This is a genomic window from Ruegeria sp. BH6 (genome assembly GCF_056538105.1).
Genome location: NZ_JBQFSR010000009.1, coordinates 87,205 through 112,766, shown reverse-complemented (window position 1 = coordinate 112,766; position 25,562 = coordinate 87,205). Strand labels below are relative to the sequence as shown.

The window sequence follows — 25,562 nt, the reverse complement described above, 5'->3', positions numbered from 1 at the left end:
GCCCGAAATCAAAAATGAAAGTCGCCATCGTGCCCAAGACGAAAAAGCCTGAGACCGACGAAGATGTTCGGCTAGACAATCAGTTGTGTTTTGCGGTCTACGCGGCCTCGCACAAGATAGAGCAGCTTTACCAGATACTTCTGAAGGCCCAGGGACTAACTTACACCCAGTATTTGGTCTTGATGGCATTGTCCGAAGAGGATGGTGTCTCCATTTCCACTTTGGCAAAACGGCTTGACGTATCCGGAGCGACAATGACGCCGTTGTTGCGGCGCCTTGAGGAAAAAGATCTGTTACGGCGTGAGACGCGGGACGGGAACGAGCGCCAGAAGATTGTCACTCTAACTGAAACAGGACGCAGCATCTGGATAAAAAGCTGCGGGATATCATCTGAAGTCTTTTCCCAAATTGGCCTTACTCAACATGAGGCAGACGACATCATCCGAATTTGCAAGAAGATCGCCAGCAAGTAATCCGTTATCGAAGTGCGAAAGACATCACAGATTTTCTCTAAAATTCTCCAGGTATTTATCCAGGACTTCCAAGCCAGCATTTGCTCTTTGCCATGTTCGCCACAAGACTGATCGCTAGATCTTTAAGCTCACAGAACGATTGCGGACCTGCGATGAGCCCTTACCAGACCTTGATCACACCTCGGTCTTTCGCTCATGCAGCAGGTCGCGAACGCGTACAAAGTTGCTGTTCATTTGTCTTGACGATGTCAACCGCAGCATAGCGTGTTAGTTGTCAGCAATGAACCAACTAACCTCAGCCAAGCGGAACGCCATACCCTATGCCCTTGCGGTCGTTGGTGTGCTTTTTGCATCCATCTGTTTTGGCCTTGTACCCTATTTTAGCCGTGGGCTCACCGATCAGGGTCTCGCTCCCTATGCGGTTGCCTTTTATCGGTACATCTTGGCAGCGGTTGTCCTTTCGCCCGCACTTGTAATGCATCACTCAAAGTGGCGAGAAATCGTCTGGGGTATGGTTGCGGGCGCCGTTATGGGTCTTGGCTGGGTCGGCTATGTTACTGCTCTTGAGACTCTTCCTGCATCGACGGTTGGCGTACTCTACATGACCTATCCGGTGTTTACGATTGCCATCGCATGGGCGCTTTTTGGTGATCAACCAACGCGGCGCAGCTTTGTTGCAGCTGGATTGATCGTCGCTGCTGCGATATTCGCAGGTTCTCCGGCATCTGTGCCACCGGACCAAATTCCAATCCTTCTCGTCTCATTAGCGGCACCTTTCGGTTTTGGCTTCGGCATATGTGTTCTCGTGCACCGCCTGTCACGTATTGCGCCTTTAGCCAGAATGGCGTCAGTCTCGCTTGGGTCGGTCATTGGCCTTGCCCCTCTCATTCTTTCATCCGAGGTCGGCGAAATTCTACCAGAAAGTGGGGACGACTGGGTTCTAGTTGTCGGGTTGGGCCTTGTGACGGCGCTAATTCCGCAACTGATTTACACGATCTGTTCGCCCATTATTGGGGCAGCGCGCACTGCTGTAGTCGGAAGTATTGAACTACCCACGATGTTTGCTGTTAGCGTTCTTGCATTCGGTGAAGTAATCAAGGGTACACAGGCGCTGGCCTGCGCGCTGGTTTTGGGAGCGATAGCTCTCACTCAAAGTCGCTCAACTCGAACTGTGACGACCGTGATCAGCAAGGAGCCTGAGAGGTAGCTTTGGTCTCGTTACCGACTTTCTCTATGGCGAGTTTGGACAAGCAGATTGAGCCCAAACCGGCCATCCCGAGGCTATCTGTCTCCTGCAGTCGCAGTCGGCAGGTCGCAGCCCAAAGCTGTCGTTCGTAACCGGCTAAATTGGAAGTAAGTCCAGAAAGTTTTTCCCACGCTCGAATGTCCACCAACTCGCGACAGCTCCGCAGCCGATAGCTATCGAAACTCTGAGCGTAAACTCAGGAGTTGAGCCAAATTTTGAAATCGAATTTAGGAGCGGCCACGTCACCAGAACGATTGCGACTTGACCAACTTCCACGCCGATGTTGAATGCCAATAGGCTCTGCCAAATATTGGGCGAAGTCACTTGCAGGATTTCATGCAGCACGAAACTAAAGCCCAGGCCGTGAAGCAGTCCCATCAGGACCGTCACTACGAAAACCTTTCTGTTGGTGTTTGGCCCCGAATCTTCTCGTTTTATGGCCAGAACAGCTGCGTAGATGATTGAGAGCGCAATCCCTGTTTCTACCAAAGGGACAAACCATGCACCGGATGGAACATAGCCAAAGAAGCCAAGCGAAAGTGTTACGCTGTGGCCAACTGTAAACCCGGTGACACGCCAGAGTAGCGCCCGCAGTTCAGGCGCGCCGATGACAAGGCAAACAACAAACAATACATGATCGATGCCTTCGAGAATGTGGCGCACACCCTCCCAAATGAAAGTCACGATTCCTGCGAAACTCGACCTTGAAATCTCAACCGGATCTTCCATCAGACCCCGCGTTCGAAAGACAAGAGGGTCGCTGGAGCCGTAGTCGAGGATGAGGTTCGCGGTCATTTCCTGGTCTGGCAATCCGGGGTTCAGAGCGTTTGACAGCGCATAGGTAGACGGGGTGGTTTTCAGGTCATACCGTACGGTGACATCGACGATGACATCGCCAACATATACAGGCAGATCGAGCGACATAGTTGATCCCTCAAACACCGCTTTTTGGGCCTCGTTCAGAGTAGCAAATCCCGGTTCTTCGCCCACCCGATGGATTGCCACAGACTCCACGTTTCCTGCTACGCGCTGACCTTGCACTTCGACAATTGTTCCGGCCTCAGCGATTCGACCGAGCCCGAGCGGGTCAGCATCCAGTTGAGCGGTGTCGGCAAAATGCACGACATTGCCGTGCTCAAGGGCATTTGTCGTAAACGGAGCAGCGGACGGAAGGCCATCTGCCCCAATTGCTCCCGTTTTGTCCGCGACAAGGTAAGGCATGGGCAGTCGAAGATGGATACGCAACCCGTCGCTGGTGTGTTCAACGTGGAATACCCGAACGTTCAGGTTCAGTAGAAAATGCGCGTGGCTCGCAACCGCGAACACTATCAGGCAGGTCGTGACAAAAACCAACAAAGCTCTGCTTATCCGCTTAGACATCCGGTGCACGCGCCTCCAACACAGTGATTGCTCTAAGTTTCCAGCTACCTCGCTCAGGTCGGAACTCGACCCTTGCGCGGTATTCCACCCTTCGACGGTGATCATGACCCCAATGGCCCGCCCGCGCGTCGACCCGCCATTGCGCAACGCCTTCAAACGCTCCGTATCTATTCAATCCACCGTCTACTATGACGACATCCGTGACCTCAGCGATCTGCGCGAGTCCACCACCGGGTACCCGGATCCCCAAGCTTGCTTCCAGTTCTGCAGACACCTCAACAAGGTCAACATTCAGAACGATTGGGGCTAGCGCTTCGCTGCGTTTTTCTGGCGACACTTCGAGGGCTGCAACATAGACGTTAGCTATGAGCTGGGAAAAAGCATCCGCAGCGACATGATCTGCAGCTTGATCAGAAGTCGGGCTTATCAATGAGATGGATCGTGAATTCCAAAATACCAAAACGAGAAGAAAACAACCGATTGACAGCATGGCCAATCTGACCCGCAGGTGCTTCTGGGAAGTTAGTATGGCGATCAGGCCGACCAGAGCTGAAAGGCCAACGGTAAACAGTGTCCACAGAGGCACAAACACAACACCTTGAGCCTTCACCCGAGAAACCTCAGGCTCGGCATATCGTTTCAGGTGATTTTCCCACGTGATCTTGGCATTCTCAGGCGTCGCCCAATCCAGGAATGGACCGGCGACATCCGTCAGCGTCACAGGAACCTCGCGGATCATATTGTTGAACATGCTCCAGGTGACAGACGCCTCAGCTGGTAAAGCTGAAATAGGATAAGACAATATCACGCCGATGAACGTCGTATCAGCATTAAGCGTTGAGGGGCCATCAACAACCTGAAACCCGCGTTCCCCGAGCGTCAGGAACGAACCGCGCACGTTCGAAGGCATTACCTGTTCGCCCTCAATGGCGACTGGGTTCTTGATTGCGAATTCGTTCAGTGCATCCGCAAGAATCTGTGACTGTAACGCAGGATCCAGATTTGATCCGGTACCCAAGGTTTGATCGATCCAGGGCGCAAGATCACGAGACCGGATCAGGACCTCGTGGCGGAGTTCGCGCGGAGCGACATACAAGTAGGATGTCGTCCCGCTTCGGGCTGAGCGGTTGAGGTTTGCGTTGGCAAATGCGGTGAACCAGGGGTCCGACCAGTTGACCGTAAATCGCGACTCCTTGTTCAGAAAACTGAACCGGGTGACCGGAACAGCGCGATCAAAGACCATGAAGCCAATCGATACCGCAGTGTTTTCGTCTTTGGCCAGCGGAGGGCGGATGATCAACTTCTCGGGTTTCAGGCCCTCAAAGTCATAGAATGCTCTAACGTAGATTACTTCAGGATCATTAGGAGGTGCCGGAATTTTGCTGCCGGTGATAGGATCGGTCATTCCGGCAAGAGGAGATGCGCGGTCGATCCTTTTGCGTCGCTCCGCAGTTAGGAATTGCAATGGCAACGGAGTTCCGTCGCCCCGAACTATCAAGAAATCTTCAAGGCCTTTGTCGGATGCAACGTCATATGTGACCAATTCCGGCTGTGGTTCCAACCATTCTCCAGATGACAGAGTCGCAGCGAAGGCCGTTAAGTCCCGAGGGTATATTTCCAGATCCAGATGAATGCCTTCGTCTTCAATTCGTAAGACGGCTATGTTATCGGCGACTTCCGCACCGCTGTAGGGCGTCACATCTCCTTGCGCCCCAATCGGCAAAACCAATGCCGTTACAAGTGCCAGCATGTATCTGACACGGCCCGGTGGTTTGCTTACTGTGTTCCGTGACAAGTTCATTGGCAATGCTTTCGTTCCATCACTTGCCTGGGCAATGAGTTCCACAGCTCTCGACACGCGTCTGTGATGCAGCCGTCATTCGCATGGGAAGACATTTGCCTTTTTGTCCCGCGCGACCTGTGATCTGGCCGCGCGGATGCAGCGAAGATGTCGTTATTGATCCGGCATCGGCGGCGGGGTGTATCCTTCCCACTTGCCAGCAGTCACCTTGTCAGATGGCTCTTTTTCCTTCGAGCGAGGCGCCTTGATATATTCGTCGCCGACTGCCGGTGGCAGGGCATAGTCATCTACGCTGGCCTCCCGGACAACAATCTGATCCTTGGTGACATTGATTACCTGAAGATCGCGCGCAAGCGTCAGCGGCCCGTCATACGTCGAACGAACGCCTTCCAAAATCGCCTGGTAGTTTTCTGGTGAAAGAACAGAATGGTATCCCAGTGCCATGCGAGGCTTGACCGTTGACATGACCTTGCCAAAAGCCGCGGGTTCGGTGTGGACGCGGGTGGCGACATAAGTTGCCTGCTTCATGTCCCATCCAAAGTAGGGTGCCAACGCATCTGGCGGCAAAAACGCTTCGTGAGACGCTAAGTCTGCGTCTTTGGCATACTCGACATACCATTTATTCGGGTAGGTATCTCCGCCAAAGACGTACTTTAGCCCGTTCCATTCAAGGGAATAACTGACCGAGCCATCGAGGCTGTGGATCGCCGGCCAGGAACGAATGGTGACATCGTTTTCTTGGTAAACGATCTCGTTCTCCTGCATGTAATCGAACTCGGTGACATCAAGTTTCGCACCCTCATCCGGCAAAGCACCGCTTCTGGTCGCAAGGTCCCAGGCATAAGCCTTCGACATACCGTCTACATATGCCTTGGTGCCCAGTTCTTCCTCCGATCCGGACGGACCGAAAATACGAAGCGGGGTGTAGCGACCAGAGAGCCAGCCTCCAACGTGAAGACCCATGAAGTCACCGACATGGTCTACATGCAGATGGCTGAAAAAGACTTTATCGATCTTTGAGAAATCTGGCCGCAATGAAAAAAGGTTGCCAGTAGATCCGGTGCCAACGTCGAAAAGAAAGGTATCCCCGTTGCCCAACTCGACTAGGAACGAAATGGAAACGGCCGCTTTTGTTTGGTTTGGCATCCCCGTGCCCAATGCGGTGATCCGCATCTCGCTTTCACCGAGAATTTCAGTGTTTGGGAAATAGGACGCCGGATAGGTTCCGTCTTCGATTGCAGCAGCCGTTCGACCTTTTGGAAGCATATTCTGCGCCAACGCAGATCCACTGACCGCAAGCCCAAGCGCCAAAACTGCACTTGTCGTGGAAATGAGTAATCTATTCATAGTTCCCCCTCCCTTTAGACGTGGCTAAGCATGTCACAAAAGCGTGATTCTCAAGTCAACCATAGACATCTCTACGGTAGTACCATAGACTTCTCTATGTCAATAGAGACCTCTATGGAAAGCGGAATGGCAGTAATCGAAAAAAAGGAAAAAGCGTCGCGCGAGGATTGGTTGCTTGCGACGCTGGACGTTTTGAGAGAGCGCGGAATAGAAGGCGTAAAGGTCGTCGCTATTGCGCGTAGGTTGGGATTGACGAGCGGAAGTTTCTATTGGCACTTCAAGAATTTAAAAGATTTACTCGACGCCGTTTTAACCTATTGGGAAGAAGCCTTGACCGGGCACATCATTGAGGATGCAATAAAGTTTGAAGGTCCCGCGAAAGAGCGGATCAGGCTCTTGATGCAACAGGTCATTCGCGAAGACGCTTCCAGACCAGACGGGGCCATTGCGGTCTGGGCGAAGTCTGATGCGGACGCTGCATTGAGTTATCAGCGCGCTATGGACCGGCGGTTTGAGTTTTCAGCCTGGTTGTTCGAACAGGCCGGTTTCGGGCCTCAAGACGCTGAAATTCGCGGTCGTATGATGGTAATGACGCTGATGGGTGAAACAACCAACGGGTTAAAGAATTCTGACGGTTGGGAAGGTATTCTCGACCGACACTGGCGCGTTTTGGTAGCGTAGTCTTCTAAGTAGGTTTCAATAGCCACCTCGTTTGCAAATCCGATTTCAAACTGATCGGTTCATTTGGGCTATTGGAGCATTTACCCCGTCGTTGGTCTCGAAAGCTACCGCCGCCCAGAATTCACCGGTTTTAGATGACAACGAGCTCGCAGCCGACGGGTCTGATAGTTCGGTTGAGAGTGGAACACTCAACTTTGTAAAGTCCGCTTCCTGCGCATTGCCGGCCTTGATGCACGGTTCAGCAATTTGCACTTTGGGCTCGTTGCCGCCTTTCGCTACTTTTTACATCAATGACCGGTCGCAGCCCAAACCGAACCTTCATTACGAGCTCTACATCCTCCGAGATGCGGAGCAAACCGCCGTTCGCTTTCATCAGCGCAATTCCTGCATCCGGTAAGCGGTATTCTCTCAGGAAAGGCTCAACTATTTGGGAAATAGCAAGGTAGCTACAAGTCTTACGCCCCAACCGTCAGGTCCACTATCTGGGCCGTCGGCCCAGTAGCGTACTCCCCCGCCTACGCTGATAAGTTGATCCCCGAGTTGGGTAACTTTGGTGACAACACCGTTGATTGGCACAGACCATTGATCGGTTTCCCAGCTGTAGGTGGACTCAGTGTTTAATGTGAACGTCCACGCGTTCGAATTTGTCTAGGAAATAAATGGCTGTAAGAACGTCTGGTTGATGTCGGTATCACCATCAATGTCCCAGATGTGATTTGTCAGGCCACCATATGTCCACTGACCCTGCTGTTTGAGTGCCACGCCGGTAACTCCAGCACCCCACTCTCCGAGACCTAAGCTGTTATCTGTCGACGTTGGCAGCAGAAAAACGGGGCCAGCCCCCCAGATCCAACCGCCCGCACTTGGTTTTTTGGGCGAAAGAAATAAGCTTTGAACAGTATCTCCTAGCCCAGTCTCGGATCCAGAATCCGGCAGGCCACCATCTATGGAGGCAATTGGAAGAATTGTTCGGGATATGAGGTTCCAATCATCCGCAAGATGAAAGGGAACAACCGGTTGTACGTTTAATATCCAATGCGAACCATTTCTGTCAGCACCCAAATTCTGATCATGGTTCAGCTGGAATGGTACACTAATGAGAGCGGCCACGGGGTTAGCAAGTAGCTTTGCTAGTTCTTCTTCCTGGGATTCTGCCCACGCAGTACCAGAAAGGGCACCAATCCCGGCAAGTATGGAGCAGCGTAGCAACCTAAGGTTCATAGGCGGTCTCCTCTTAGCAGGCCGTTTTTTTATGGGTAGCTTGCACTTGAGATCGCCAGGTTGGCAATGACGTCAATGGCCCACTCACAGTCCGCCGCCGCCGAACTGGATGAAATTATCCAGCACGGTTGACTTATAGCCAAAATACTTGATCGAACATGGCTTTCAGACTGTCTCCATAAGCGTATCCGAAAGCACATCCTCGGAGAGGGCCCCCGGTGCGCCTATTGCGACAAGCCTTGTTTCGGGTTTGCGGTCACCCCAAGCGCCATCACGTGCGATGTCCATACGTTTTCCAACGACCTGAACGAGAATGCGATGATCTGGATCCTCCTCGCTAAAAACAAAGCCCTTGAGGCGATACACATCGCCCGGAAGCTTTCGAATTGCGCTCCGGAGAGAAGATAAGCTTATCGGGCGTTCAGCCTTCATCATGGTTGTTGAGAAGCTGTCTGAGTGATCAGAGGCTTGGCAACCACAATCCGGTCCATGTTCGTGATGATCGGGTATTTCTGTTTGTAGCTGTTCGGCGGCAAAGCGACCGACTGAAAGAAGTATATCCAGTGGGACGTCCGCATTGACAGCTTCGACCAAACGATAGCGACGGAAGCGAGACCCGAGCCAATCGTGCACCCTTTGAACAGCGGCCCTGTCGACAAGATCGACTTTGTTCAAAATAACCATATCTGAGAACGCGATTTGACGGAGCTTCAACTCCATTTGTTCCGGCGCAGCAAAAAGCTGTTCCGCATCGACCAGACACATAAGGCTGTCCAAGCGGATCATGTCCCGAAACTTCTGATCGGTAAATGTCATCGCGATTGAAGACGGGTCCGACACTCCACTTGCTTCAAGGACGATGTATTCCGGTTTCTCGGGCCGGGCGAGAACGGCTTCCACCGTTTCGATCAAGTCATCTCGTATCGAGCAGCAAACGCACCCATTCGCGAGGCTCATAACGTCATCTTCGAGGCCGACCACCAAGTCTGCATCGACATTGATAGATCCAAAGTCATTTACCAGAACCGCAACCCGCAACCCGTGATTGCCTGTCAGTATGCGGTTTAGAAGCGTTGTTTTACCGGCTCCTAGAAAGCCGGTAAGGATCGTCACAGGGATCGCAGAAGTCGAACCAAATTCAATCATTGTTCGATCTCCTCTCAGTCTTCATCACGCGAGCCGATTACATCCGAAACTTTGATGGTAAAGTCCTGCGGCCAGTCCCCGCCGGGTGCTCGGAAAACGTCAGTTGGGTAGTATTCGCGTGGATCGATCTCCATATCACGGTACTTCTGGTCTTGCTGATCTGCTCGGGTGAGCCTCGGATTCGGTAATGTGATTTCATCCGGAAGCTCAATACGCCCGGCCTCGGCTGCCGCAGCCAGTTCACGAAATGGTGGCACAGTACCGGATTTTCCGGGCAGTGCAGCTTTCCTGTACCAGATTGCATCCTTGGTCACATTCACAACGGCTACATCGAGGCCCCATTGGAACAGGCCGTCGTAGTGGGCGCGAATACCAGCCAGCATTTCAGCGTCGATGTCTTCGTCCTGGGTATAGTGTGTCACCATTCCCAAACGCGGCCTTGTGTCAGCAAAGAGCTTACCCACGGCATAGTGGGAGGTGTGATGCGTATCGATAGTGTAATTAAAGAGATCCTGTGGGATACCGTATTTGTAGGTCATCAACTGACCAATATCCTGTCCCGACATTTCGGTTACAAAGACATCAACACCTTCGCCGTATTTCCGTGAAAGCTCATCCGGGCGTCCATCGCCGGTCCATACAAAGCTCAGACCGTTCCAATCGAGCCGATAACCAACTGCGCCGTCCTTGGCATGACTGCGCGGCCAGGACCGAACAGTCACACCGTCTTGGTCATAAACGATGCCACCTTCTTGGCGGAAATCGAACTCGTTGACCTCGATCTCATAGCCGTCACCAATTGGGAACACGTCGAAAGCTTCAAGATGCCATTTGAGCATCTGTTGCATACCTTTAACCATTCCGGCTGTGCCGAGTTCGGGCGTCCGACCAGAGGGACCGTGGATGCGCAATGGTGTATACCCTCCAGACCAGGCCCGGAACGGATAGATATAAGGAATGTCGGCGTAGTGGTCGACATGCAAATGAGAGATGAAGATATCGTTGATCAGTTGCCCCGGCACTTGCATGGCAATGATGTTGCGGACACAACCGGAGCCAAAGTCAAAGAAGAACCGTTTTCCATTCCCCAACTCCACCATGATGCAAGTACCCGCCTGATCTTCACGCGGCGGATATGGTGTTGAGCCACAGAATGAGATGCGCATCTCATCTGGCCCCAACTCCTCACTAAGTGGAAAATAGTTCGCATTTGAACCAGTCATGTACTTCGTCGGACGGAAGTACTCCGGCAACGAGATGCCGCCTGCGGGCCGACCACCGTATGGGTTCTTGAGTGTTTCTCCCAAGGGGCCGTCTCCTTGGTGAGCCTCAGCACTCCCTGCCGCTAACCCAGCCGCCCCTGTCGCAGCCGCTCCTGTGGCCAAGCTCTTAAGAACACTCCGTCGCGACGGGTCTTCAATTTGATCTGACGCCTGAACCTGTTTGTCGTTTTGGCCTTTTCTATTGTCTTCCTTGGTCATGGATTGGTCCTCAGTTAGAAGTGTCTCACATATTGCGCTTCAACATGCGGCGAAGCTCATTGATGAGTTCAGATTTGATGTGGGCCCATTCGGCGCGTTCTGAGGCCGTGATCGATGCGTCTTTCGAAAACGCAGATGCTTTCTTCAGGTCTTCGATGACCTCGCCGAGTAGCGCATCCGTTTCCATGCGCCTCGACAGCACATCGGAAAGTTCTGGAATTTCTTCAATCAGGTCCACCGTCACTGGAAAAATCCCGACGCCCACTATCCATTCTCAAATCAAGATGAGTGCGGTTGACCGCAAAGGCCAAGTGAGTCACCGTGAGCTGGGGGTGAGTTGACATTGAACAAATCCAACGATTTGCTAGTAAATCAACATGTTGAACAGCCTTCTCCGGAACTCATCCGGGAAGCTCTGAGTCGAATCGTATCAAGCGACGGGTTTCAAGCTTCACCACGACTCACGCAATTTCTCACCTATATAGTCGAGGAATCTCTATCTGGTCGAAGCACTCAGATTAGAGGCAAAGCTATCGCTGTTGAGGTCTATGGGCGGCGCATAGATGGTACTGGTGGTCAAAACCTGGTTCGCGTTGAGGCAAGGCGGCTGCGTCGTCTTTTGCATCAGTTCTACGAAGATCACTGGGACGGCAATGGAGTTCGCATTTTTGTTGACCCCGGCGGATACAAGCCGCGGTTTTCATTCGAACCTACAATCGAAGACCGCGCATCAAGTGAACTGAAGAGCGACAATCCAGTTGGCCGTTGGCGTTCGCGGCAACTGCTGCATGCTGGACTGGGTGTTCTTGCATTGGTCGCTGTGCTTGGCATCTGGATGAGCCAGGATAACAGGGAGGTTGTGCCAACAACTCGATCCATCGAACAAGCAGAACGTGTGGCGCTTGGTGAACAATCATTGACACGACTCCAGGCGGTCAACCTTGCGGATCAAGCCCGCGGCATGTTTTTCCCCGTTTTTGATATCAAGCGTCAGCAAATAGCGCTGGGAATGTTCCAGCACGCTAGGGAACTCGACCCGGCTCTTTCCGACGGCTATGCCGGATCAGCGCAGGTCTTGGCGATCCTGGCAGTGTTGTCGCCGGATGAAGCACAAAGGGATGATCTCTTCAATCAAGCCTCGGAAATGTCTGGAAAAGCGCTTGAATTGTCCCCCTCTGATGCGTGGGCAAACGGCGCTAATGGTTGGGTGCTGGCTGTCAAAAACCAGCCAAACGAGGCATTGAAATACGCTAGAATGTCCGTCGAACTGGCGCCGAAGGATGGCCATATTCTCGACGTTGCAGGTATGACCGCCATCTTGGCTAACGCCCCGGAACTTGCTGCCGAGGTTAGCAACCCGGAGAGACCCAAATCAGGATCTGGGAGGTTTGGTGCGAGAAACATCTGGGGCGTTTCACAACTTATGCTCGGGAACTACGAAAGTGTTGTTGAAGCCTTTCAGGGAGCGCCAGCTGCCGGAGCGCCAGTCAGTGCGCCTTCGCTCTTATTCCAAGCCGTTGCGTATGATCAGTTGGGAAATTCAGAAGAAGCACGACGGCTCGTCGCTGAAATGCGCAGGACATGGCCTGAGTTTCCGTCCGAGTTTCTCGCCGGCAGGATTTTCCACAACGACGTCAATACACGGAATATAATACTGGAGACGCTGAAAAGATACTGACGAAACGTATCTCGCCTATTGCCTAGAAACGAGCGTCAAAATCTATTCGTATAATTCCGCTTTGAAAGCACACGGGGTTGATAAAATCGGCGATGGAGCCGGATCACGCCGTCTGTGGATTGAGGGTGGGCTTTGCAGATTTGCAAAGTCTGCTTATGCTATATAGCCGCCGCTCGTGAGGTGCAGTGCTGCTGCCGCGGCGAACGGAAGCTTGGTGGCCACTATTACTTTTTAAAGTTTGACAAAAGGGTTCAATCGCAAATGGCCGCGGGCCCTCCATCCCATCAATTTCCTTTCGTGGGCCAGCGGGATTTGGACAAACCAAACGCCCTTTGCCGTCTGGGTGAGGGCGCGACCCTCCCCCTCGGGCAACCCTATTAGACAAGACCTCGTCCTCAGCTGCGCCTGCGGGCCGCACCACCCCTGTCGAATAGCGTTGCCTCGCCCCCTCCCGCGTTCGCCACGTGGCAGATTAGCAGGAACAGGCAGCTTCGCTGTCTGACCTGCAAATCAGCTCTGATTTTCCGAAAGGGAAGTCAGATCAAATTCAACTGATGTCCAACTTTGGGGGGCGCCTTCTGATGTCGAACATTCACTGCTTTTCTGGTCCAACTATGACGGTTGGGTCAGGTTCGTGTGACGTTCAACAAGAAATGTGGAACGCCACTGATAATTGACTCAATCGACGGTCAAAACTTCAATAAATCGGTCATTTACGTCACTCATTTGCGACCCAAACGTCGAGCATTTGTGACCCTAAACGAATTGCGGCCATTCGACCATAATAAGGAGGGGTTTTGTCTATATGGACGGGTTATGAACAAAACCTCCATTCGTGCCCTCAGCACCAAAGACGGCTTGGCTTGACTTTTGACAGCAGTGGAAAACACCCAAGCTTGGCAGTTAGACAAATCTATTCACATAATTCTCTAGTATTTCCTGGCGTCCAGATTGCGGCTCTGGGTTTATTCCTTCATTTAAAACGCGAGCGGAAATTTCATCCAGACTACTGCCTAACATGGACTCCGCTTTGGGAGACTTCCAACCGGAGTAGCGTTGCGAAAGCGCGTTTTCCAAACCTCCATCTTCAATCATTGCAGCCGCTGCTTTCAAACCACGTGCGCATATATCCATTCCGCCTATATGAGCCGCCGCCAGATCGACAGCGTCAATCGATTGCCGGCGAATTTTGGCGTCGAAATTTGTGCCGCCGGTGGTAAAACCACCAGCTTTCAGGATGTAATAGTAAGCTAGGGCAACTTCCGGTGTATTGTTCGGGAACTGGTCTGTATCCCATCCGGATTGGTAGTCGTTGCGGTTCATATCAATCGAACCCAGCATCCCTTCAGCAGCCGCAACCGCAATTTCGTGCTCAAAGCTATGCCCGGCAAGGACCGCGTGGCCCTGCTCAAGATTTAGTTTCACTTCGTTCTCCAACCCATACTTCCTGAGAAAACCGATGCAAGTAGCTGCGTCATAGTCGTATTGGTGCTTGGAAGGCTCCTGAGGTTTCGGCTCCACAAGAATGGTGCCTTTGAACCCGATCTTATGTTTGTACTCTACGACCATGTTCAGAAAACGGCCCATGTGGTCCAATTCAGTTTTCAGGTCCGTGTTCAGAAGGGTTTCGTAGCCCTCACGACCACCCCACAGAACATAGTTTTCACCGCCTAGTTTGTGAGTTGCATCCATACAGGATTTCACTGTCGCTGCAGCGAACGCAAAAACGTCGGGATCAGGATTGGTACTGGCGCCAGACATCCAGCGACGATGACTGAACATATTGGCCGTACCCCAAAGCAGTTTGGTGCCAGAAACTTGCATCTTTTCACCGATATAATCGGTGATTTCTTCCAATGTGCGCAGGTTATCGGCAAAATTTCCCTGTTCAGGCCGGATATCAGCGTCGTGCCAGCAAAAGAATGGCTGCCCCAAAAGTTCAAACAATTCGAATGCAATATCTGCCTTCTGGCGGGCCCGGCCCATATCGTCCTGAGGATACCATGGGCGTTCGAACGTAGGTCCACCAAAGGGGTCTCCACCCTCCCACGCGAATGAATGCCACCAGGCCACCGCAAACCGCAGATGGTCCTCCATACGCTTGCCCATGATGATTTCATCCGGGTCGTAGTGACGAAAGGCCAACGGGTTCTTGCTGTCCACGCCTTCAAACTGGACCTTCTCGATCCCTTCAAAAAATCCACTTGGCATTTCTGCCCCCTACTCTGCTTTTTGTGCTGGCTGCTTGCCGAGAATGATCATCGACAATAGATCGTCATCAGTTACGTCTGCGATATCGACCGTCCCAACCAGTTTTCCGTTCTTCATGACCGAGGCGCGGTCGCACAGTTCCATGACGGCATGCACGTCGTGATCGATCAGAAATATCCCGATGCCTTGCGCCTTTAGCTGGTGGATCAGATCCGCCACCATCTGAGTTTCATGCGGCCCGAGCGCTGCTGTCGGCTCATCCATGATCAGAATACGTGCGTTGAAGTAGACAGCCCGAGCGATCGCCACTGATTGTCTTTGCCCGCCCGACAAGGCGGAGACCGGGTCATTGAACTTCTGAAAGTTCGGGTTGAGCTGAGCCATGATCTTTCGGCACTCGGCCTCCATGGCTGCGTCGTTGACCAAACCAAAAGGCGTCGTCATCTCGCGCCCCAGGAACAGATTCGATGTCGCGTCCAGATTGTCGGCCAAGGCGAGCGTCTGATATATCGTTTCGATGTTATTCGCCCGGGCGTCACGGGGATTGCCAATCTCGACTGGCTTGCCATCAATCAGAATCTCACCGTGATCCATCTGATAGGCGCCGGACAGAACCTTGATCAGAGTGGACTTCCCGGCCCCGTTATGGCCAAGCAGGCCAACGACTTCACCCGGATAGAGATCGACCGACACATGGTCGACGGCCTTGATCCCACCGAAGGAAATCGAAATATCGCGCATCTCGACCAATGGCGGCGCGCCTGAACCGCGCCCAGTGCCGGAAGGTTTTTTCTGAGTATCCTGAGCTTGCATCACTTGGCCCCCAGTCGCTTGCGGTAGACGATGTCGATATAGACGGCCAACACGAGGACGCTGCCGACGACGATGTTCTGAAACGGCGCGTCAACGCCAACCATTGCCATGCCCGATTGCAGCGCCTGCATGATCAATGCACCAAGGATCGCGCCATAGATGGTACCGATGCCGCCCGACAATGCGGTTCCTCCGATCACTGCAGCGGCGATGACCCGAAGTTCGTCGAGTGTACCAATGTCGTTCGAATGGTTTGCCAAGCGGGCCGAGGCGACCACCGCGGAAACGGCGCACAAGAAACCCATCAAAGCAAAGATTTTCACGGTCAGCAGCCGAGTGTTGATACCCGAAAGCTCTGCCGCATCCGGGTTGCCGCCAGTTGCAAAGATGTACCGACCAAACCGGGTTTTCCGTGCCACGATCGTCAGGGTAACCGCGACTATGATTAGTATAAGGACGGAAATCGGTATGCCGTATCCGACGACCAGCCCCTCTGGCATTGTCTCTCCGCGCGCTTCGAACATACGTTGCAGCCGGCGCGTCGGAATGGCGTAGCTGTTTACGATGTAAACGTACCCAAGGATAGCAATTGCGATTATCCCGGCCAGAGCGGCCTCGGCCCAAACAGGTTTTACCGGGAAACCATGTGACGCTTTTGCCCGGCGACCACTCCACAAAGCCCAGATCGCGATTGCGCTAGCAAACAAGCCGAACAGCCAGCTTGTCGTCGTTCCCAATGTTCCGTTGGTGCCGCCAAACATCAGGAATGTACTATCCAGAGGACCAATCGTCTGGCCGCTGGTCAAATACCACGCCACGTTTCGCCAAACCAGAAATCCACCAAGCGTAACGATGAACGCTGGTATCGTCAGATAACCAACCATCCAGCCATGAAACGCACCAATCAGAGTGCCGACAAATAACCCGACAACGATTGTGATCGCCCAGGTTGCCGGGTTGTTCAAACCCATCCCAAGTATTTGCGGCAAAAGCTCGGTTTGCGTCATTGCCATCACAGCCGAGGTTGTTGCCAATAGCGCGCCAACCGACAAGTCGATGTGTCGCGTGACGATAATGAACACCATCCCACATGCCATAATGGCAACCGAAACTGTCTGAATGGACAGGTTGAATAGATTGCGCGGCGTCAGGAACCTTCCATCTGTGAAGATGTTGAATCCGATGCACAGGATGACAAACGCGCCGATCATTCCCAAAAGTCGCATGTCCAGTTCCAGCTGCTGGAACAGGCTGGGTTTCGCTTTTTCAGGTATCGGCTGAGACGAAGTTTCGGTCATTTCCGATCTTTCATATTCAGCATTTGCCCCAGGCCCAGACTAAGAGGCCCAGGGCTGAGTGGTTTAGTTACAAGGGGCAGGTCCGTTTTCAACGCCTTGGCAAAGATCTTCCAGCGGGATCCATCCGGCATCAACAACCACGGACAAGTTGTCCTTAGTGATTGGAACAGGCGCTAGGAAAACCGAGTTCATCTCGGTCCCACCCGGTGATGTCCAGCTAACTGCGCCTTCGACATCAGCAGGGCTTGTCCCACCGCTCAATGCGACAGCGATTTCGCCAGCGGCCTTTCCAAGTTCGCGAGCATCCTTCCAAACCGAAACCGTCTGCGTTCCCAGTGCGACACGGTTCAATGCTGCGTGGTCGCCGTCCTGACCGGAAACCGGAATGCCTTCCATGCCCTGTGCGGTCAGCGCAGCAACAACACCGCCTGCAGTACCGTCATTTGACGCAACAACCGCATCCACGTTGTTCTCATTAGCGGTCAGGATCTGCTCCATGTTTCGCTGCGCGTTCGCCGGCAACCAGCCATCCGTATAGGCCTCACCAACGATTACGATGTCACCGCCGTCGACGGCTGCTCCGATGATCTCTTGCTGACCACCGCGCAGGAAATCTGCGTTCGGATCAGTAGGAGAGCCTTTGATCATCACGTAGTTGCCCTTGGGCATGGCTTCAAAAACAGCCCGGGCCTGCATTCTGCCGACTTCCACATTGTCAAAGGTCAGATAGAACGCACGGTCGTCCTCAATCAGGCGATCATAGGCAATGACTGGAATACCTTCGTCCGCCGCAGCCTGAACAGCCGGTCCGATTGCCTGCGCGTCCTGGGCCAGAATAATAAGCGCGTCTACACCCTGGGCGATCAGGCTTTCAATGTCCGAAAGCTGCTTTGCGGAAGACGACTGCGCGTCTGCCGAGATGTACTCGGCACCCCCTGCTTCAAGCGCCGATTTGATGGCCGCTTCGTCTGTTTTCCAACGCTCTTCCTGAAAGTTCGACCAGCTTACGCCGACCACTGGCTCTGCGAATGCGGTCGAAGCCAACAAAGTGGCCACAGCCGAAAAGCTGAGAATTCTCTTCATGATTTCCTCCCATTTGCCGAGCCATCGCATTTCGATTCGCGGCTCTCACAAATTTGAATACCATATTTATTTCAGTCGGTAAAATATTTACTCTACAAGACGCACCCAAATTCAAATAGATTGGATCAACAGCAAGATTCGCGAGGACAAGATGCTGAAAAGCAAAGCCTCTCCGGTTTCTTTGGAACAAAGAAATACGACCCGCTTACGGGTATTGGAGCACATCAGAGCCAAGGGGTCCGTCTCGCGGATCGATATTGCATCCGCCTTGCAAACCAGCCCTGCGACTGTCACCGCCGCCACGGCTGATCTCATCTCGGCCGGGCTGGTGAAGGAGACTGAAAGCCAAGCACAGTCAAAGTCGGGGAAGAGAGGCAGACCCAGAGTATTGCTGCAATTGGACGGCCAGATGCACCTTGTGGCCGGCCTCAAGGTGGCTCGGCAAGTAATCTCCGTTATCTTGGTCGACTTTGAAGGTAACGAAGTCGCATCCCATAAATATGCTCTGGATCACGCCAGAATGTCGCCGCAAGTATTTGTTTCGGCGATCCGCGAAGCTCTTGAAGAAACCTGCAGTCAGATCGATCGTACTGTCGCTCATTTGGCAGGTGTTTCTATCGGGGTGGCTGGACTGGTCGATGCAAACAAGAATTTTGTCCACTGGTCATCCTCGATTGCTGAGAGAAATATTGATTTCAGCCACTTGCTTTCAAATGAGCTGCCCTGCCCCGTATTCGTCGACAACGACGCCAATCTTGTCGCCAAGGCCGAACAGCTTTTTGGCTTGGGTAAGGGTTTAAAGAACTTCCTCGTTGTTACGATCGAACACGGTGTTGGCCTTGGCATCGTATTGGATGGCAAACTATACCGTGGAGAACGAGGCTGCGGCGCTGAGTTTGGGCACACCAAAGTTCAACTTGACGGAGCCCTTTGCCAATGCGGTCAACGCGGATGTCTAGAAGCCTATGTGGGCGACTATGCTTTGATCCGTGAGATGACAGTCACCGGTCATACCAACGACATGGAAACCGTTTCCGACATACATGACCGCGCCAACTCAGGTGACGACAGAGCTTCATCAGTGCTTGCCCGCGCAGGTCAGATGTTTGGCCTCGGGATTTCCAACCTGATCAACTTGTATGACCCAGAGTGCATTATCGTCTCGGGGGCACAAATGAGCTTTGAGCATTTGTGTTCCAACGAAGTTATGACCCGCATTCAAAACGGCGTTGTGAATGTCGATGCACCTTTGCCCCAGATCAAAGTTCATCACTGGGGTGACATGATGTGGGCCAAGGGGGCGGCAGCCTATGGAATTGAACAAATCTCAATTCTCAAGGTCAAGGAGCTGACGGCGAATGCGTCTTGAGTTTGCAATATTTGCGACTTTGGGCACATTTGCGAATGCGGACACTGTTATTCCCCAGTTTACAAATGTGGATGTACCAAAACATGTCTATGATGGCGGGTGGGAGCATTTTGTCGGCGGTGGTGTGGCCGTTTTCGATTGCAATGGGGACTCGCTGCCAGAACTCTTTTTGGCTGGCGGTTCCAACCGGTCTCAACTGTTCATCAATACCTCAAAGGAACAGATAGCATTTCAGGCAAAGACGCCTGAAGATCTTTCGCTGGCCGGTGTGACCGGCGCCTACCCTCTCGACGTTGATAGCGACGGCATAGTGGATTTGGCGATTTTGCGTGTTGGCCCAGACCTGCTTCTTCGGGGCGATACCGACTGCCAATTCAGCCCTTTCACTGAACTCGGGTTTCAGTCCGAGGATCACTGGACCACAGGTTTCTCAGCAACATGGGAAAGCGGGCAAACTTTACCGACCTTGGCGTTTGGCACTTATGTTGATCGATTTGATCCCGAAGGTCCTTTTGAATCCTGCGGGCCAACCCTTTTGTACCGCCCAGAAGGCGACTTGTATCACGAGCCATTGCATCTTGAGCCCGGCTACTGCTCACTTTCTATTTTATTTTCGGACTGGGCCCGAACTGGCCGTGCTGATCTTCGCGTCAGCAACGACCGTCACTACTATGTTCGCGGCGGTCACGAGCAGTTATGGGCGATGGAACCCGAGCCTCGGCAATACTCGGAAGACGAAGGCTGGCTTCCATATTCGATCTGGGGAATGGGGATCGCCTCTCGCGACCTTACAGGAGACGGATTTCCCGAAGTTTATCTGACCTCGATGGGTGACCAGAAACTCCAGATTTTTGACCCAGTGACAAACGGCCCGACCTGGCTCGATGCAACTTACGAAAAGGGTACGACCGCTCATAGACCGCATATCGGTGGAGACGGAAGGCCATCCACCGGGTGGCACGCACAGTTTGGCGACGTCAACAACGACGGCCGGGACGATATATTCGTGGCCAAGGGAAACGTAGAACAGATGCCCGATGCAGCTCTGAACGACCCCAATAACCTACTACTACAGAACTCCGACGGACAGTTTATTGAAGCTGCAGCAGATGCCGGTGCTGCCTCGATGGCTAAGTCTCGTGGCGCGGCGATTGCTGACCTGAACAACGATGGGAAGCTGGATCTGGTGGTCGTCAACCGAGGTTCTGAGCTAGAAGTCAGCCAGAACACTTCTCAAGGTGGCAACTGGCTATTGCTGGATGTCACTCAGGATCAATCCAATCACGCAGCGATTGGTGGATTTGTTGAAATCAAAACCTCGCTGGGTGTTCAGACCCGCGAGCTAACAATCGGCGGCGGTCACGCTGGTGGCATCGCTGGGTTTCAGCATTTTGGGCTTGGGAGTGAGGACCAGGTGCAGGTTCGTATGATCTGGCCGGATGGTTCGAAAGACGAGTGGTTGGACTATCAGCCCAACCAAATCATACGTCTTCACCGCTGATTACTTTTCAACCGGTAACCCACTTGGAACTTGGTCGGGCACACCTAGCCGCTCTACCGGGTCTTCAAGGCTTGCCAGAAATCTGAGAAGAGCGTCGATTTCCTGATCCGTCAGGCTTACTTTCGACAAGCTGTTGCTTTGGGCAATCGCACCCAAGTGCTGATTATCCGACATTGCCCTTTGGTCGTCAGAGCCGGGGAAGTCCGGCAAGGTGGCCATCTCGATCGAGTAGTTTCGCAAGGACGCCACCGGGTCCAGATGATGGCGTACTATATCCTCAAGTTCAGCGTAGGCTCCGTTGTGTCCGTAAGGAGCTGTCAGAGTCACGTTGCGCAAAGATGGCGTGCGGAAAGCAAACGCGTCGCCGGGATCACCGGTCACGCGAAGACGCCCGTCGTCCCTGACATGGTTTTCAAATCGCGCCGCCTTTCCCGGACCGATCTGCGGCAGTGCCATCGAATGAAACTTGTGATCCGTCTGAAACCAGCCCGAATGGCAGTTGCTGCAGCCAGCTTTTCCGTAGAACAGGCCCATGCCAACTTCGGCCTCTTCTGGCAATTCAGCCTCACCTCGCATCGCGCGATCGAAGAGGCTGTTATCCGCGCGCCACTCGAACGCGATAAAGTCCGCGATTACGTTGGCAATTGCCGTGAACGTAATTTCATCATCCGGCGCTAAGTCCTCAAACCTCTGCTTGTACTCTGGAATGGCCGCAACACGTTCTGCAATCAGATCCCACGCACCGCCTTGCTGTGTCAGAAATCCGAGGCGAACCGCTTTGCTCACGTCATTCTCAGAATAGTGACCCGCCATTTCGTCTGGAGACAAAACCGGGAACATCGCCTGTGCGGCCAGCGCGGACTTGAAACCAGACCGCATATGAGTACCCAACGGGGTTCTGATACCATCAGGTTGCGTTGTGTCTACCTCTAGTCGCCCATCATGAAAAAACGTCGTGAACTCAGTGGCTCCAAGGTTCCAAAGCCCCGGTGAGTTTCGAGGAATACGTTGTTCCGGGGTATTCTCTGGGTCCAATGTCCGCTCTGGACCCAACCCAATTCCCCCTTCCCCTATACCAAGGGAAACACCGTCGGACGTGCCAAGCCTGGGATGATGACAGGTCGCGCAGCTGATATTCTTGTTGCCAGACAAAATCGGGTCATAGAACAGCAAACGCCCCAGCTCAGCACTTACAAAGTCAGGATCGAGGAACTCTGGCAAAGGACCAAGCGATTGGGCACGCGCACCGTCCACCATTGAGATTGTTGAGCCTATAATCAAGAATAGCGAAACTGCTCTCATGTCATTCCTTAGAAACTTCTAGAATAAGTTCCTGCCGATACGGGTTCTCCGGAGTATAGATTGTTGAGGGAAACGAAGAGATATTCGGTGCGTTGGGATAACCCGATGGCTCGATACACACACCACGCGAAGTGCGCCGCGGTTTTTTCAGCTCATAGCCCGAATAAACCTGTGCTCCGGGCTGGTCAGAGTAGACTGTCAACGCAAGGCCAGAGGGTGAAGTGAGTTCCGCCACCGGAGCCTTTGGGCCGCGATCATGATCAAAGCAGAAATAGTGATCAATCCCATCAGGCACACTTCCAATCATATTAGGCGTTGAAAAATCCAACCCGTTTTCGTTGGTCGCAAGCACTCTGCCCGACGGAATACCCTGATCGTCGATTTCAAGATACCGATTTGAAGTTAGTTTAAGCGTATGCTGGTCTACGCCTTCTACGGCACCCAAAGTGTAGTAGTTGTGTTGCGCAATGCTTATCGGCGTCGGCCGGTCAGGTTGTGCAGCTACTGAATAGACCAAGCGTGAACCCTGTAGGCAGATCCTGACCTCGAACCTGATTTCCCCTGGAAAGCCGCCCTCCCCATCGCGAGAAACGTAACTCAACAGGGCCTCATTCTGTGCAATCAGTTCGAATTCCCAGAACTGTTTAGACAGCCCATCGTCGCCGCCATGCAGGGTGTTTTTGCCCTCATTGGCGATCAGTTCAAAACTGGCACCATCCAATTCAAACGTCGCGCCTCTGATCCGGTTGGCAACGCGCCCAACAATTGCGCCCAGGTAACGCGTATCGGCGAGATACTCATTTGGTTCCTCGAACCCAAGGATGAGCGGGACGTCCTTGTACCACCAACCCTGCGTAATAGCCCCATAGTTCAGGACCGAAACACGCATATCCCCGTCCGTGATACTAGCAGCTTCAATCCCAGAGGCTTTACCCGTTTCTGGTTTCATCTTACTGCCAGCGGCGCAAGCGCCTGATAGAATTGCTTGTATCTCCGGTATTCGTTTTCGTAGGCGTCAATCAGATCGCCGCGTGGTTCAATGCGTTCCTGATTTTCCGGCGGCGTCATGACTTGCGCCGGTTCAGCGCCGTTGGCAGCACATATCGCGAGTCGTGCAGCGCCCATTGCGGCACCGAATTCGCTGCCTTTTGGCAATTCCAGCGGAACTTGCAAAACAGTAGCCAAGGTTTCCAGCCAGAACCGAGATCGCGCACCTCCTCCAACTGCCATAAGGCTATTTGGCTGGGTTCCGGTGCTCTTCAGTGCTTCCAGGCAATCTCTCATTCCGAAAGAAACACCCTCCATTACGGACTGGGTCAACTCAGCGGGTTCCGACGAGATGTCCACGCCCAAAAACGCGCCTCGAATATGGCTATTGTTATGCGGCGTCCGTTCTCCTGACAGATATGGCAGGAAGGTGATCGCAGAAGGTCCATTTAATTCTCCTGGCATAGCTGCAGCAAGTCTTTCCACGGGTTCGCCTAGATTGCGAGCAAGCCAGTTCATGCTGTTCGTTGCTGAAAGCATGACACCCATTTGTATCCACCGATCAGGAACCGCATGACAAAAACAGTGTACGGCTGTTTCCGGATCAGGAGCATAGGCTTCCCGCGCAACAAGCAACACGCCAGACGTTCCGAGTGAGACAAAACCGGTGCCGTCGTTGATGCTCCCGATCCCGCAGGCAGCGGCAGCATTGTCGCCAGCACCTCCAGCCACGACAACCGGATTCGAAAGCCCCCACTCCTGCCTCAAACGGACCTTCAACTCTCCACCCGGATCACTGCCTTCGACCAAGCTTGGCATCTGCTCGACACGCATGTGACCTATGGCCAGCGCCCTTTCGGACCACTGCCGAGTGTCAACGTTCAGCCAGGATGTTCCTGCGCTGTCAGACATGTCTGAGATATATTCGCCAGTAAGCCAAAACCGCAAATAATCTTTCGGCAGCAGTACCTTGTCTACCTTTGAAAACACATCCGGCTCATGGCTGCGCAACCACTCGAGTTTCGGCGCCGTAAACCCGGGGAACACGATGTTTCCCGATATTGCGCGCATCTCTGGCGATTGATCCAGTATCCTCGCCTCATCAGCTGACCGTGTATCGTTCCAAAGAATACAGGGCCTCAATATTTCGCCATCAGAATCCAGTAGTGTAGCGCCGTGCATGTGTCCGCTTAGGCCAATACCTCGCAATTTTGAGAATGCTTGCTGGTTGCCGACGCGAAGCTTCCCAACAACCTCGTCGCAAGCGTTGGTCCAATCCAAAGGATCCTGCTCAGACCAACCAGGCTTGGGCGTCGAGGTGGAAATGCTGACTTCGGCATCACCGACAACGTGTCCTGAGTCATCTACCAGAATCCCGCGGAGACCTGACGTTCCCAAATCTAAGCCCAGATACATTGAGCACCACCTGTCTAAATATTTTAATGACTAAAATTATTTGAAACAGAGATCTTGTCAAGGCTCCGTCAAAGGAGTGCCTTCCAATCGTTTCTGGATCAGAACGCTCGAACGCGACGTCCTTCGATACCCCGGATAGCCAAAAGAAAGTCAGAGCAAGAGTTGAGTTTAATCGTCTGACCGAACATGGCTCAAACCTCTTAGAAAAGCCACTTTGGCAGGAGGCAAGGTTTAAGCGAGTATTTCCCCGGTTTGACCGACCGTTAGCGTTCCACCACTAACCACTTCGACATAGACGCCCATATCCATATGGCCCATCAATTTCCGAATAAGGTAGGGTACTTTCAAGTCGCGCTCGGCCGTTTTCGGGTTCACTTCAGTTGCTGCACACCTTTTCGTACGTGAGAGTATCTTCAACTCGACATCGCCAAATCTTAAAACTGATCCAACTGCATCCAGCTCAGCAAACGAAGGTAATCCGTCTATCTCAATATTCGCTCGGAAGCGCGCCGGGTGAATTTCTGCGTTCAGTTGTTCGCCCAACTTTTTCACAGAGGCCAGATTCAAAACGGATATCGCGTTCATCATTTGCGGCGATACGACAGATACATCTGTAAACCTATGAGGAGTAGAAGAAACAAACTTTGGCAGCTCTGGATCTTTTAAGTCGATCTCTGAAGAAAGGAACTCTGCCGCCTTCTCCCGATCTTCAGACTCTCGCATATCAAAGCGTCGTGTCTTTCCGTTCGCATTGATCTCAAGTGCCTGAGATTCAATTTCAAAACCGGTCTGAATGCCTGCCAGTGCAGCCTCGTTCAACAATACGACAAAACGATCTTTCGGCAGAGGCATTGGGTTCTGAATGTCGAAACCGGAGTTGTAGCGAGCAAATCCGAACAGGCGATCGCCCGGAATGCCCTCTCCTGCTCGCAGCGTCACAGTTCGCATAGGCTCGGAACTCAAGCCTTTTATAGGGTAGCGGTTCAATCGGACGATGGAGAGATTGCTCATACGTCAACACCTAACCAAAAAGAGTTATGCACGGTCCCGAGTTGTCCGCGCTGTTTGACGCTATCTCGAATTCTCAAAGGTATCGACCAAATAATCTTTGAACGCTTCAGAAGCGGG

Annotated in this window: 21 protein-coding genes; 6 read left to right on the top strand and 15 right to left on the bottom strand. The window is 52.9% G+C overall.

What is annotated here, in order from left to right; translation table 11 throughout:
- Nucleotides 1-14 precede the first annotated feature (14 nt).
- Together ACR0B8_RS17215 and ACR0B8_RS17210 are read left to right on the top strand one after the other, a co-directional pair.
- Nucleotides 15-473, top strand: coding sequence for a MarR family winged helix-turn-helix transcriptional regulator (locus ACR0B8_RS17215; protein ID WP_170351589.1), 459 nt, complete (start codon nt 15-17; stop codon nt 471-473).
- A gap of 280 nt (nt 474-753) precedes the next feature.
- The gene (locus ACR0B8_RS17210; protein WP_226689162.1) at nt 754-1,680 is read left to right on the top strand and encodes a DMT family transporter; all 927 of its coding nucleotides are present in this window, start codon (nt 754-756) and stop codon (nt 1,678-1,680) included.
- A gap of 135 nt (nt 1,681-1,815) precedes the next feature.
- Here the strand turns inward: ACR0B8_RS17210 and ACR0B8_RS17205 are convergent, their stop codons facing one another.
- The 3 genes from ACR0B8_RS17205 to gntH (ACR0B8_RS17195) all read right to left on the bottom strand — a co-directional run bounded on the left by ACR0B8_RS17205 (nt 1,816) and on the right by gntH (ACR0B8_RS17195) (nt 6,247).
- The gene (locus ACR0B8_RS17205) at nt 1,816-3,072 is read right to left on the bottom strand and encodes a HupE/UreJ family protein (protein WP_170362194.1); all 1,257 of its coding nucleotides are present in this window, start codon (nt 3,070-3,072) and stop codon (nt 1,816-1,818) included.
- A gap of 19 nt (nt 3,073-3,091) precedes the next feature.
- Nucleotides 3,092-4,849, bottom strand: a complete 1,758-nt coding sequence (locus ACR0B8_RS17200; RefSeq protein WP_170362195.1) for a hypothetical protein — start codon at nt 4,847-4,849, stop codon at nt 3,092-3,094.
- A gap of 204 nt (nt 4,850-5,053) precedes the next feature.
- Nucleotides 5,054-6,247: a guanitoxin biosynthesis MBL fold metallo-hydrolase GntH gene (gene gntH, locus ACR0B8_RS17195; RefSeq protein ID WP_480659161.1), complete on the bottom strand. Its 1,194-nt coding sequence runs from the start codon at nt 6,245-6,247 to the stop codon at nt 5,054-5,056.
- A gap of 126 nt (nt 6,248-6,373) precedes the next feature.
- Here gntH (ACR0B8_RS17195) and ACR0B8_RS17190 point away from each other — a divergent pair, with 126 nt between their 5' ends.
- A complete protein-coding gene (locus ACR0B8_RS17190; protein ID WP_480659159.1) occupies nt 6,374-6,928 on the top strand; it encodes a TetR/AcrR family transcriptional regulator in 555 nt (184 codons plus the stop codon).
- Nucleotides 6,929-7,576: 648 nt separating this feature from the next.
- Here the strand turns inward: ACR0B8_RS17190 and ACR0B8_RS17185 are convergent.
- From ACR0B8_RS17185 to ACR0B8_RS17170, 4 genes are all read right to left on the bottom strand, one after another.
- Nucleotides 7,577-8,149 carry a hypothetical protein gene (locus tag ACR0B8_RS17185; protein ID WP_480659157.1) on the bottom strand — a complete coding sequence of 191 codons (573 nt, stop codon included), beginning with the start codon at nt 8,147-8,149 and terminating at the stop codon, nt 7,577-7,579.
- A gap of 165 nt (nt 8,150-8,314) precedes the next feature.
- A complete protein-coding gene (locus ACR0B8_RS17180; protein ID WP_170362197.1) occupies nt 8,315-9,295 on the bottom strand; it encodes a CobW family GTP-binding protein in 981 nt (326 codons plus the stop codon).
- A 14-nt stretch (nt 9,296-9,309) separates the two neighbouring features.
- On the bottom strand, nt 9,310-10,776 hold the full coding sequence (gene gntH, locus ACR0B8_RS17175; RefSeq protein ID WP_226689164.1) for a guanitoxin biosynthesis MBL fold metallo-hydrolase GntH: 1,467 nt from the start codon (nt 10,774-10,776) through the stop codon (nt 9,310-9,312).
- Between the two features lie 25 nt (nt 10,777-10,801).
- Nucleotides 10,802-11,020: a hypothetical protein gene (locus tag ACR0B8_RS17170; protein WP_170350274.1), complete on the bottom strand. Its 219-nt coding sequence runs from the start codon at nt 11,018-11,020 to the stop codon at nt 10,802-10,804.
- A gap of 99 nt (nt 11,021-11,119) precedes the next feature.
- Here ACR0B8_RS17170 and ACR0B8_RS17165 point away from each other — a divergent pair, with 99 nt between their 5' ends.
- On the top strand, nt 11,120-12,454 hold the full coding sequence (locus tag ACR0B8_RS17165) for a tetratricopeptide repeat protein (protein WP_170362198.1): 1,335 nt from the start codon (nt 11,120-11,122) through the stop codon (nt 12,452-12,454).
- A gap of 903 nt (nt 12,455-13,357) precedes the next feature.
- Here ACR0B8_RS17165 and xylA read toward each other — a convergent pair.
- The 4 genes from xylA to xylF form a co-directional block, all read right to left on the bottom strand.
- Entirely contained in the window at nt 13,358-14,665 is a 1,308-nt protein-coding gene (xylA, locus tag ACR0B8_RS17160) for a xylose isomerase (RefSeq protein WP_170362199.1), read from the bottom strand.
- A gap of 9 nt (nt 14,666-14,674) precedes the next feature.
- Nucleotides 14,675-15,478 carry an ATP-binding cassette domain-containing protein gene (locus ACR0B8_RS17155; RefSeq protein ID WP_170379765.1) on the bottom strand — a complete coding sequence of 268 codons (804 nt, stop codon included), beginning with the start codon at nt 15,476-15,478 and terminating at the stop codon, nt 14,675-14,677.
- The gene (locus ACR0B8_RS17150; RefSeq protein ID WP_226689165.1) at nt 15,478-16,776 is read right to left on the bottom strand and encodes a sugar ABC transporter permease; all 1,299 of its coding nucleotides are present in this window, start codon (nt 16,774-16,776) and stop codon (nt 15,478-15,480) included. Before ACR0B8_RS17150 ends, ACR0B8_RS17155 begins: the two co-directional genes overlap by 1 nt.
- Before the next feature lie 63 nt (nt 16,777-16,839).
- A complete protein-coding gene (xylF, locus tag ACR0B8_RS17145; protein ID WP_170553447.1) occupies nt 16,840-17,859 on the bottom strand; it encodes a D-xylose ABC transporter substrate-binding protein in 1,020 nt (339 codons plus the stop codon).
- 151 nt (nt 17,860-18,010) lie between these two features.
- Between xylF and ACR0B8_RS17140 the strand changes: the two genes are divergently transcribed.
- Both ACR0B8_RS17140 and ACR0B8_RS17135 read left to right on the top strand, forming a co-directional pair.
- Complete coding sequence (locus tag ACR0B8_RS17140; protein WP_226689166.1) at nt 18,011-19,228, top strand: ROK family transcriptional regulator; 1,218 nt, start codon at nt 18,011-18,013, stop codon at nt 19,226-19,228.
- Nucleotides 19,218-20,729, top strand: coding sequence for a CRTAC1 family protein (locus ACR0B8_RS17135; protein ID WP_170362202.1), 1,512 nt, complete (start codon nt 19,218-19,220; stop codon nt 20,727-20,729). Before ACR0B8_RS17140 ends, ACR0B8_RS17135 begins: the two co-directional genes overlap by 11 nt.
- Here ACR0B8_RS17135 and ACR0B8_RS17130 read toward each other — a convergent pair whose 3' ends face one another.
- From ACR0B8_RS17130 to ACR0B8_RS17115, 4 genes are all read right to left on the bottom strand, one after another.
- Nucleotides 20,730-22,031, bottom strand: a complete 1,302-nt coding sequence (locus ACR0B8_RS17130) for a cytochrome-c peroxidase (RefSeq protein ID WP_480659153.1) — start codon at nt 22,029-22,031, stop codon at nt 20,730-20,732. It abuts the gene before it with no gap.
- Between the two features lies 1 nt (nt 22,032).
- Nucleotides 22,033-22,980, bottom strand: coding sequence for an aldose epimerase family protein (locus ACR0B8_RS17125; RefSeq protein ID WP_170362204.1), 948 nt, complete (start codon nt 22,978-22,980; stop codon nt 22,033-22,035).
- Nucleotides 22,977-24,434, bottom strand: coding sequence for a xylulokinase (gene xylB, locus ACR0B8_RS17120; RefSeq protein WP_480659151.1), 1,458 nt, complete (start codon nt 24,432-24,434; stop codon nt 22,977-22,979). The genes ACR0B8_RS17125 and xylB overlap by 4 nt, the downstream gene beginning before the upstream one ends.
- A 231-nt stretch (nt 24,435-24,665) precedes the next feature.
- Nucleotides 24,666-25,445, bottom strand: coding sequence for an MOSC domain-containing protein (locus ACR0B8_RS17115; protein ID WP_226689170.1), 780 nt, complete (start codon nt 25,443-25,445; stop codon nt 24,666-24,668).
- Nucleotides 25,446-25,562 lie beyond the last annotated feature (117 nt).

Excerpts from the sequence above, each read along its gene's own strand:
- ACR0B8_RS17135 (WP_170362202.1), top strand. The coding sequence starts at position 19,218 with ATGCGTCTTGAGTTTGCAATATTTGCGACTTTGGGCACATTTGCGAAT.
- ACR0B8_RS17185 (WP_480659157.1), bottom strand. The coding sequence starts at position 8,149 with ATGAACCTTAGGTTGCTACGCTGCTCCATACTTGCCGGGATTGGTGCC.
- xylF (WP_170553447.1), bottom strand. The coding sequence starts at position 17,859 with ATGAAGAGAATTCTCAGCTTTTCGGCTGTGGCCACTTTGTTGGCTTCG.
- ACR0B8_RS17210 (WP_226689162.1), top strand. The coding sequence starts at position 754 with ATGAACCAACTAACCTCAGCCAAGCGGAACGCCATACCCTATGCCCTT.
- ACR0B8_RS17190 (WP_480659159.1), top strand. The coding sequence starts at position 6,374 with ATGGCAGTAATCGAAAAAAAGGAAAAAGCGTCGCGCGAGGATTGGTTG.
- gntH (WP_226689164.1), bottom strand. The coding sequence starts at position 10,776 with ATGACCAAGGAAGACAATAGAAAAGGCCAAAACGACAAACAGGTTCAG.
- ACR0B8_RS17140 (WP_226689166.1), top strand. The coding sequence starts at position 18,011 with ATGCTGAAAAGCAAAGCCTCTCCGGTTTCTTTGGAACAAAGAAATACG.
- ACR0B8_RS17125 (WP_170362204.1), bottom strand. The coding sequence starts at position 22,980 with ATGAAACCAGAAACGGGTAAAGCCTCTGGGATTGAAGCTGCTAGTATC.
- gntH (WP_480659161.1), bottom strand. The coding sequence starts at position 6,247 with ATGAATAGATTACTCATTTCCACGACAAGTGCAGTTTTGGCGCTTGGG.
- ACR0B8_RS17180 (WP_170362197.1), bottom strand. The coding sequence starts at position 9,295 with ATGATTGAATTTGGTTCGACTTCTGCGATCCCTGTGACGATCCTTACC.
- ACR0B8_RS17215 (WP_170351589.1), top strand. The coding sequence starts at position 15 with ATGAAAGTCGCCATCGTGCCCAAGACGAAAAAGCCTGAGACCGACGAA.
- ACR0B8_RS17150 (WP_226689165.1), bottom strand. The coding sequence starts at position 16,776 with ATGACCGAAACTTCGTCTCAGCCGATACCTGAAAAAGCGAAACCCAGC.
- ACR0B8_RS17115 (WP_226689170.1), bottom strand. The coding sequence starts at position 25,445 with ATGAGCAATCTCTCCATCGTCCGATTGAACCGCTACCCTATAAAAGGC.
- ACR0B8_RS17155 (WP_170379765.1), bottom strand. The coding sequence starts at position 15,478 with ATGCAAGCTCAGGATACTCAGAAAAAACCTTCCGGCACTGGGCGCGGT.
- ACR0B8_RS17130 (WP_480659153.1), bottom strand. The coding sequence starts at position 22,031 with ATGAGAGCAGTTTCGCTATTCTTGATTATAGGCTCAACAATCTCAATG.
- xylB (WP_480659151.1), bottom strand. The coding sequence starts at position 24,434 with ATGTATCTGGGCTTAGATTTGGGAACGTCAGGTCTCCGCGGGATTCTG.
- ACR0B8_RS17200 (WP_170362195.1), bottom strand. The coding sequence starts at position 4,849 with ATGCTGGCACTTGTAACGGCATTGGTTTTGCCGATTGGGGCGCAAGGA.
- xylA (WP_170362199.1), bottom strand. The coding sequence starts at position 14,665 with ATGCCAAGTGGATTTTTTGAAGGGATCGAGAAGGTCCAGTTTGAAGGC.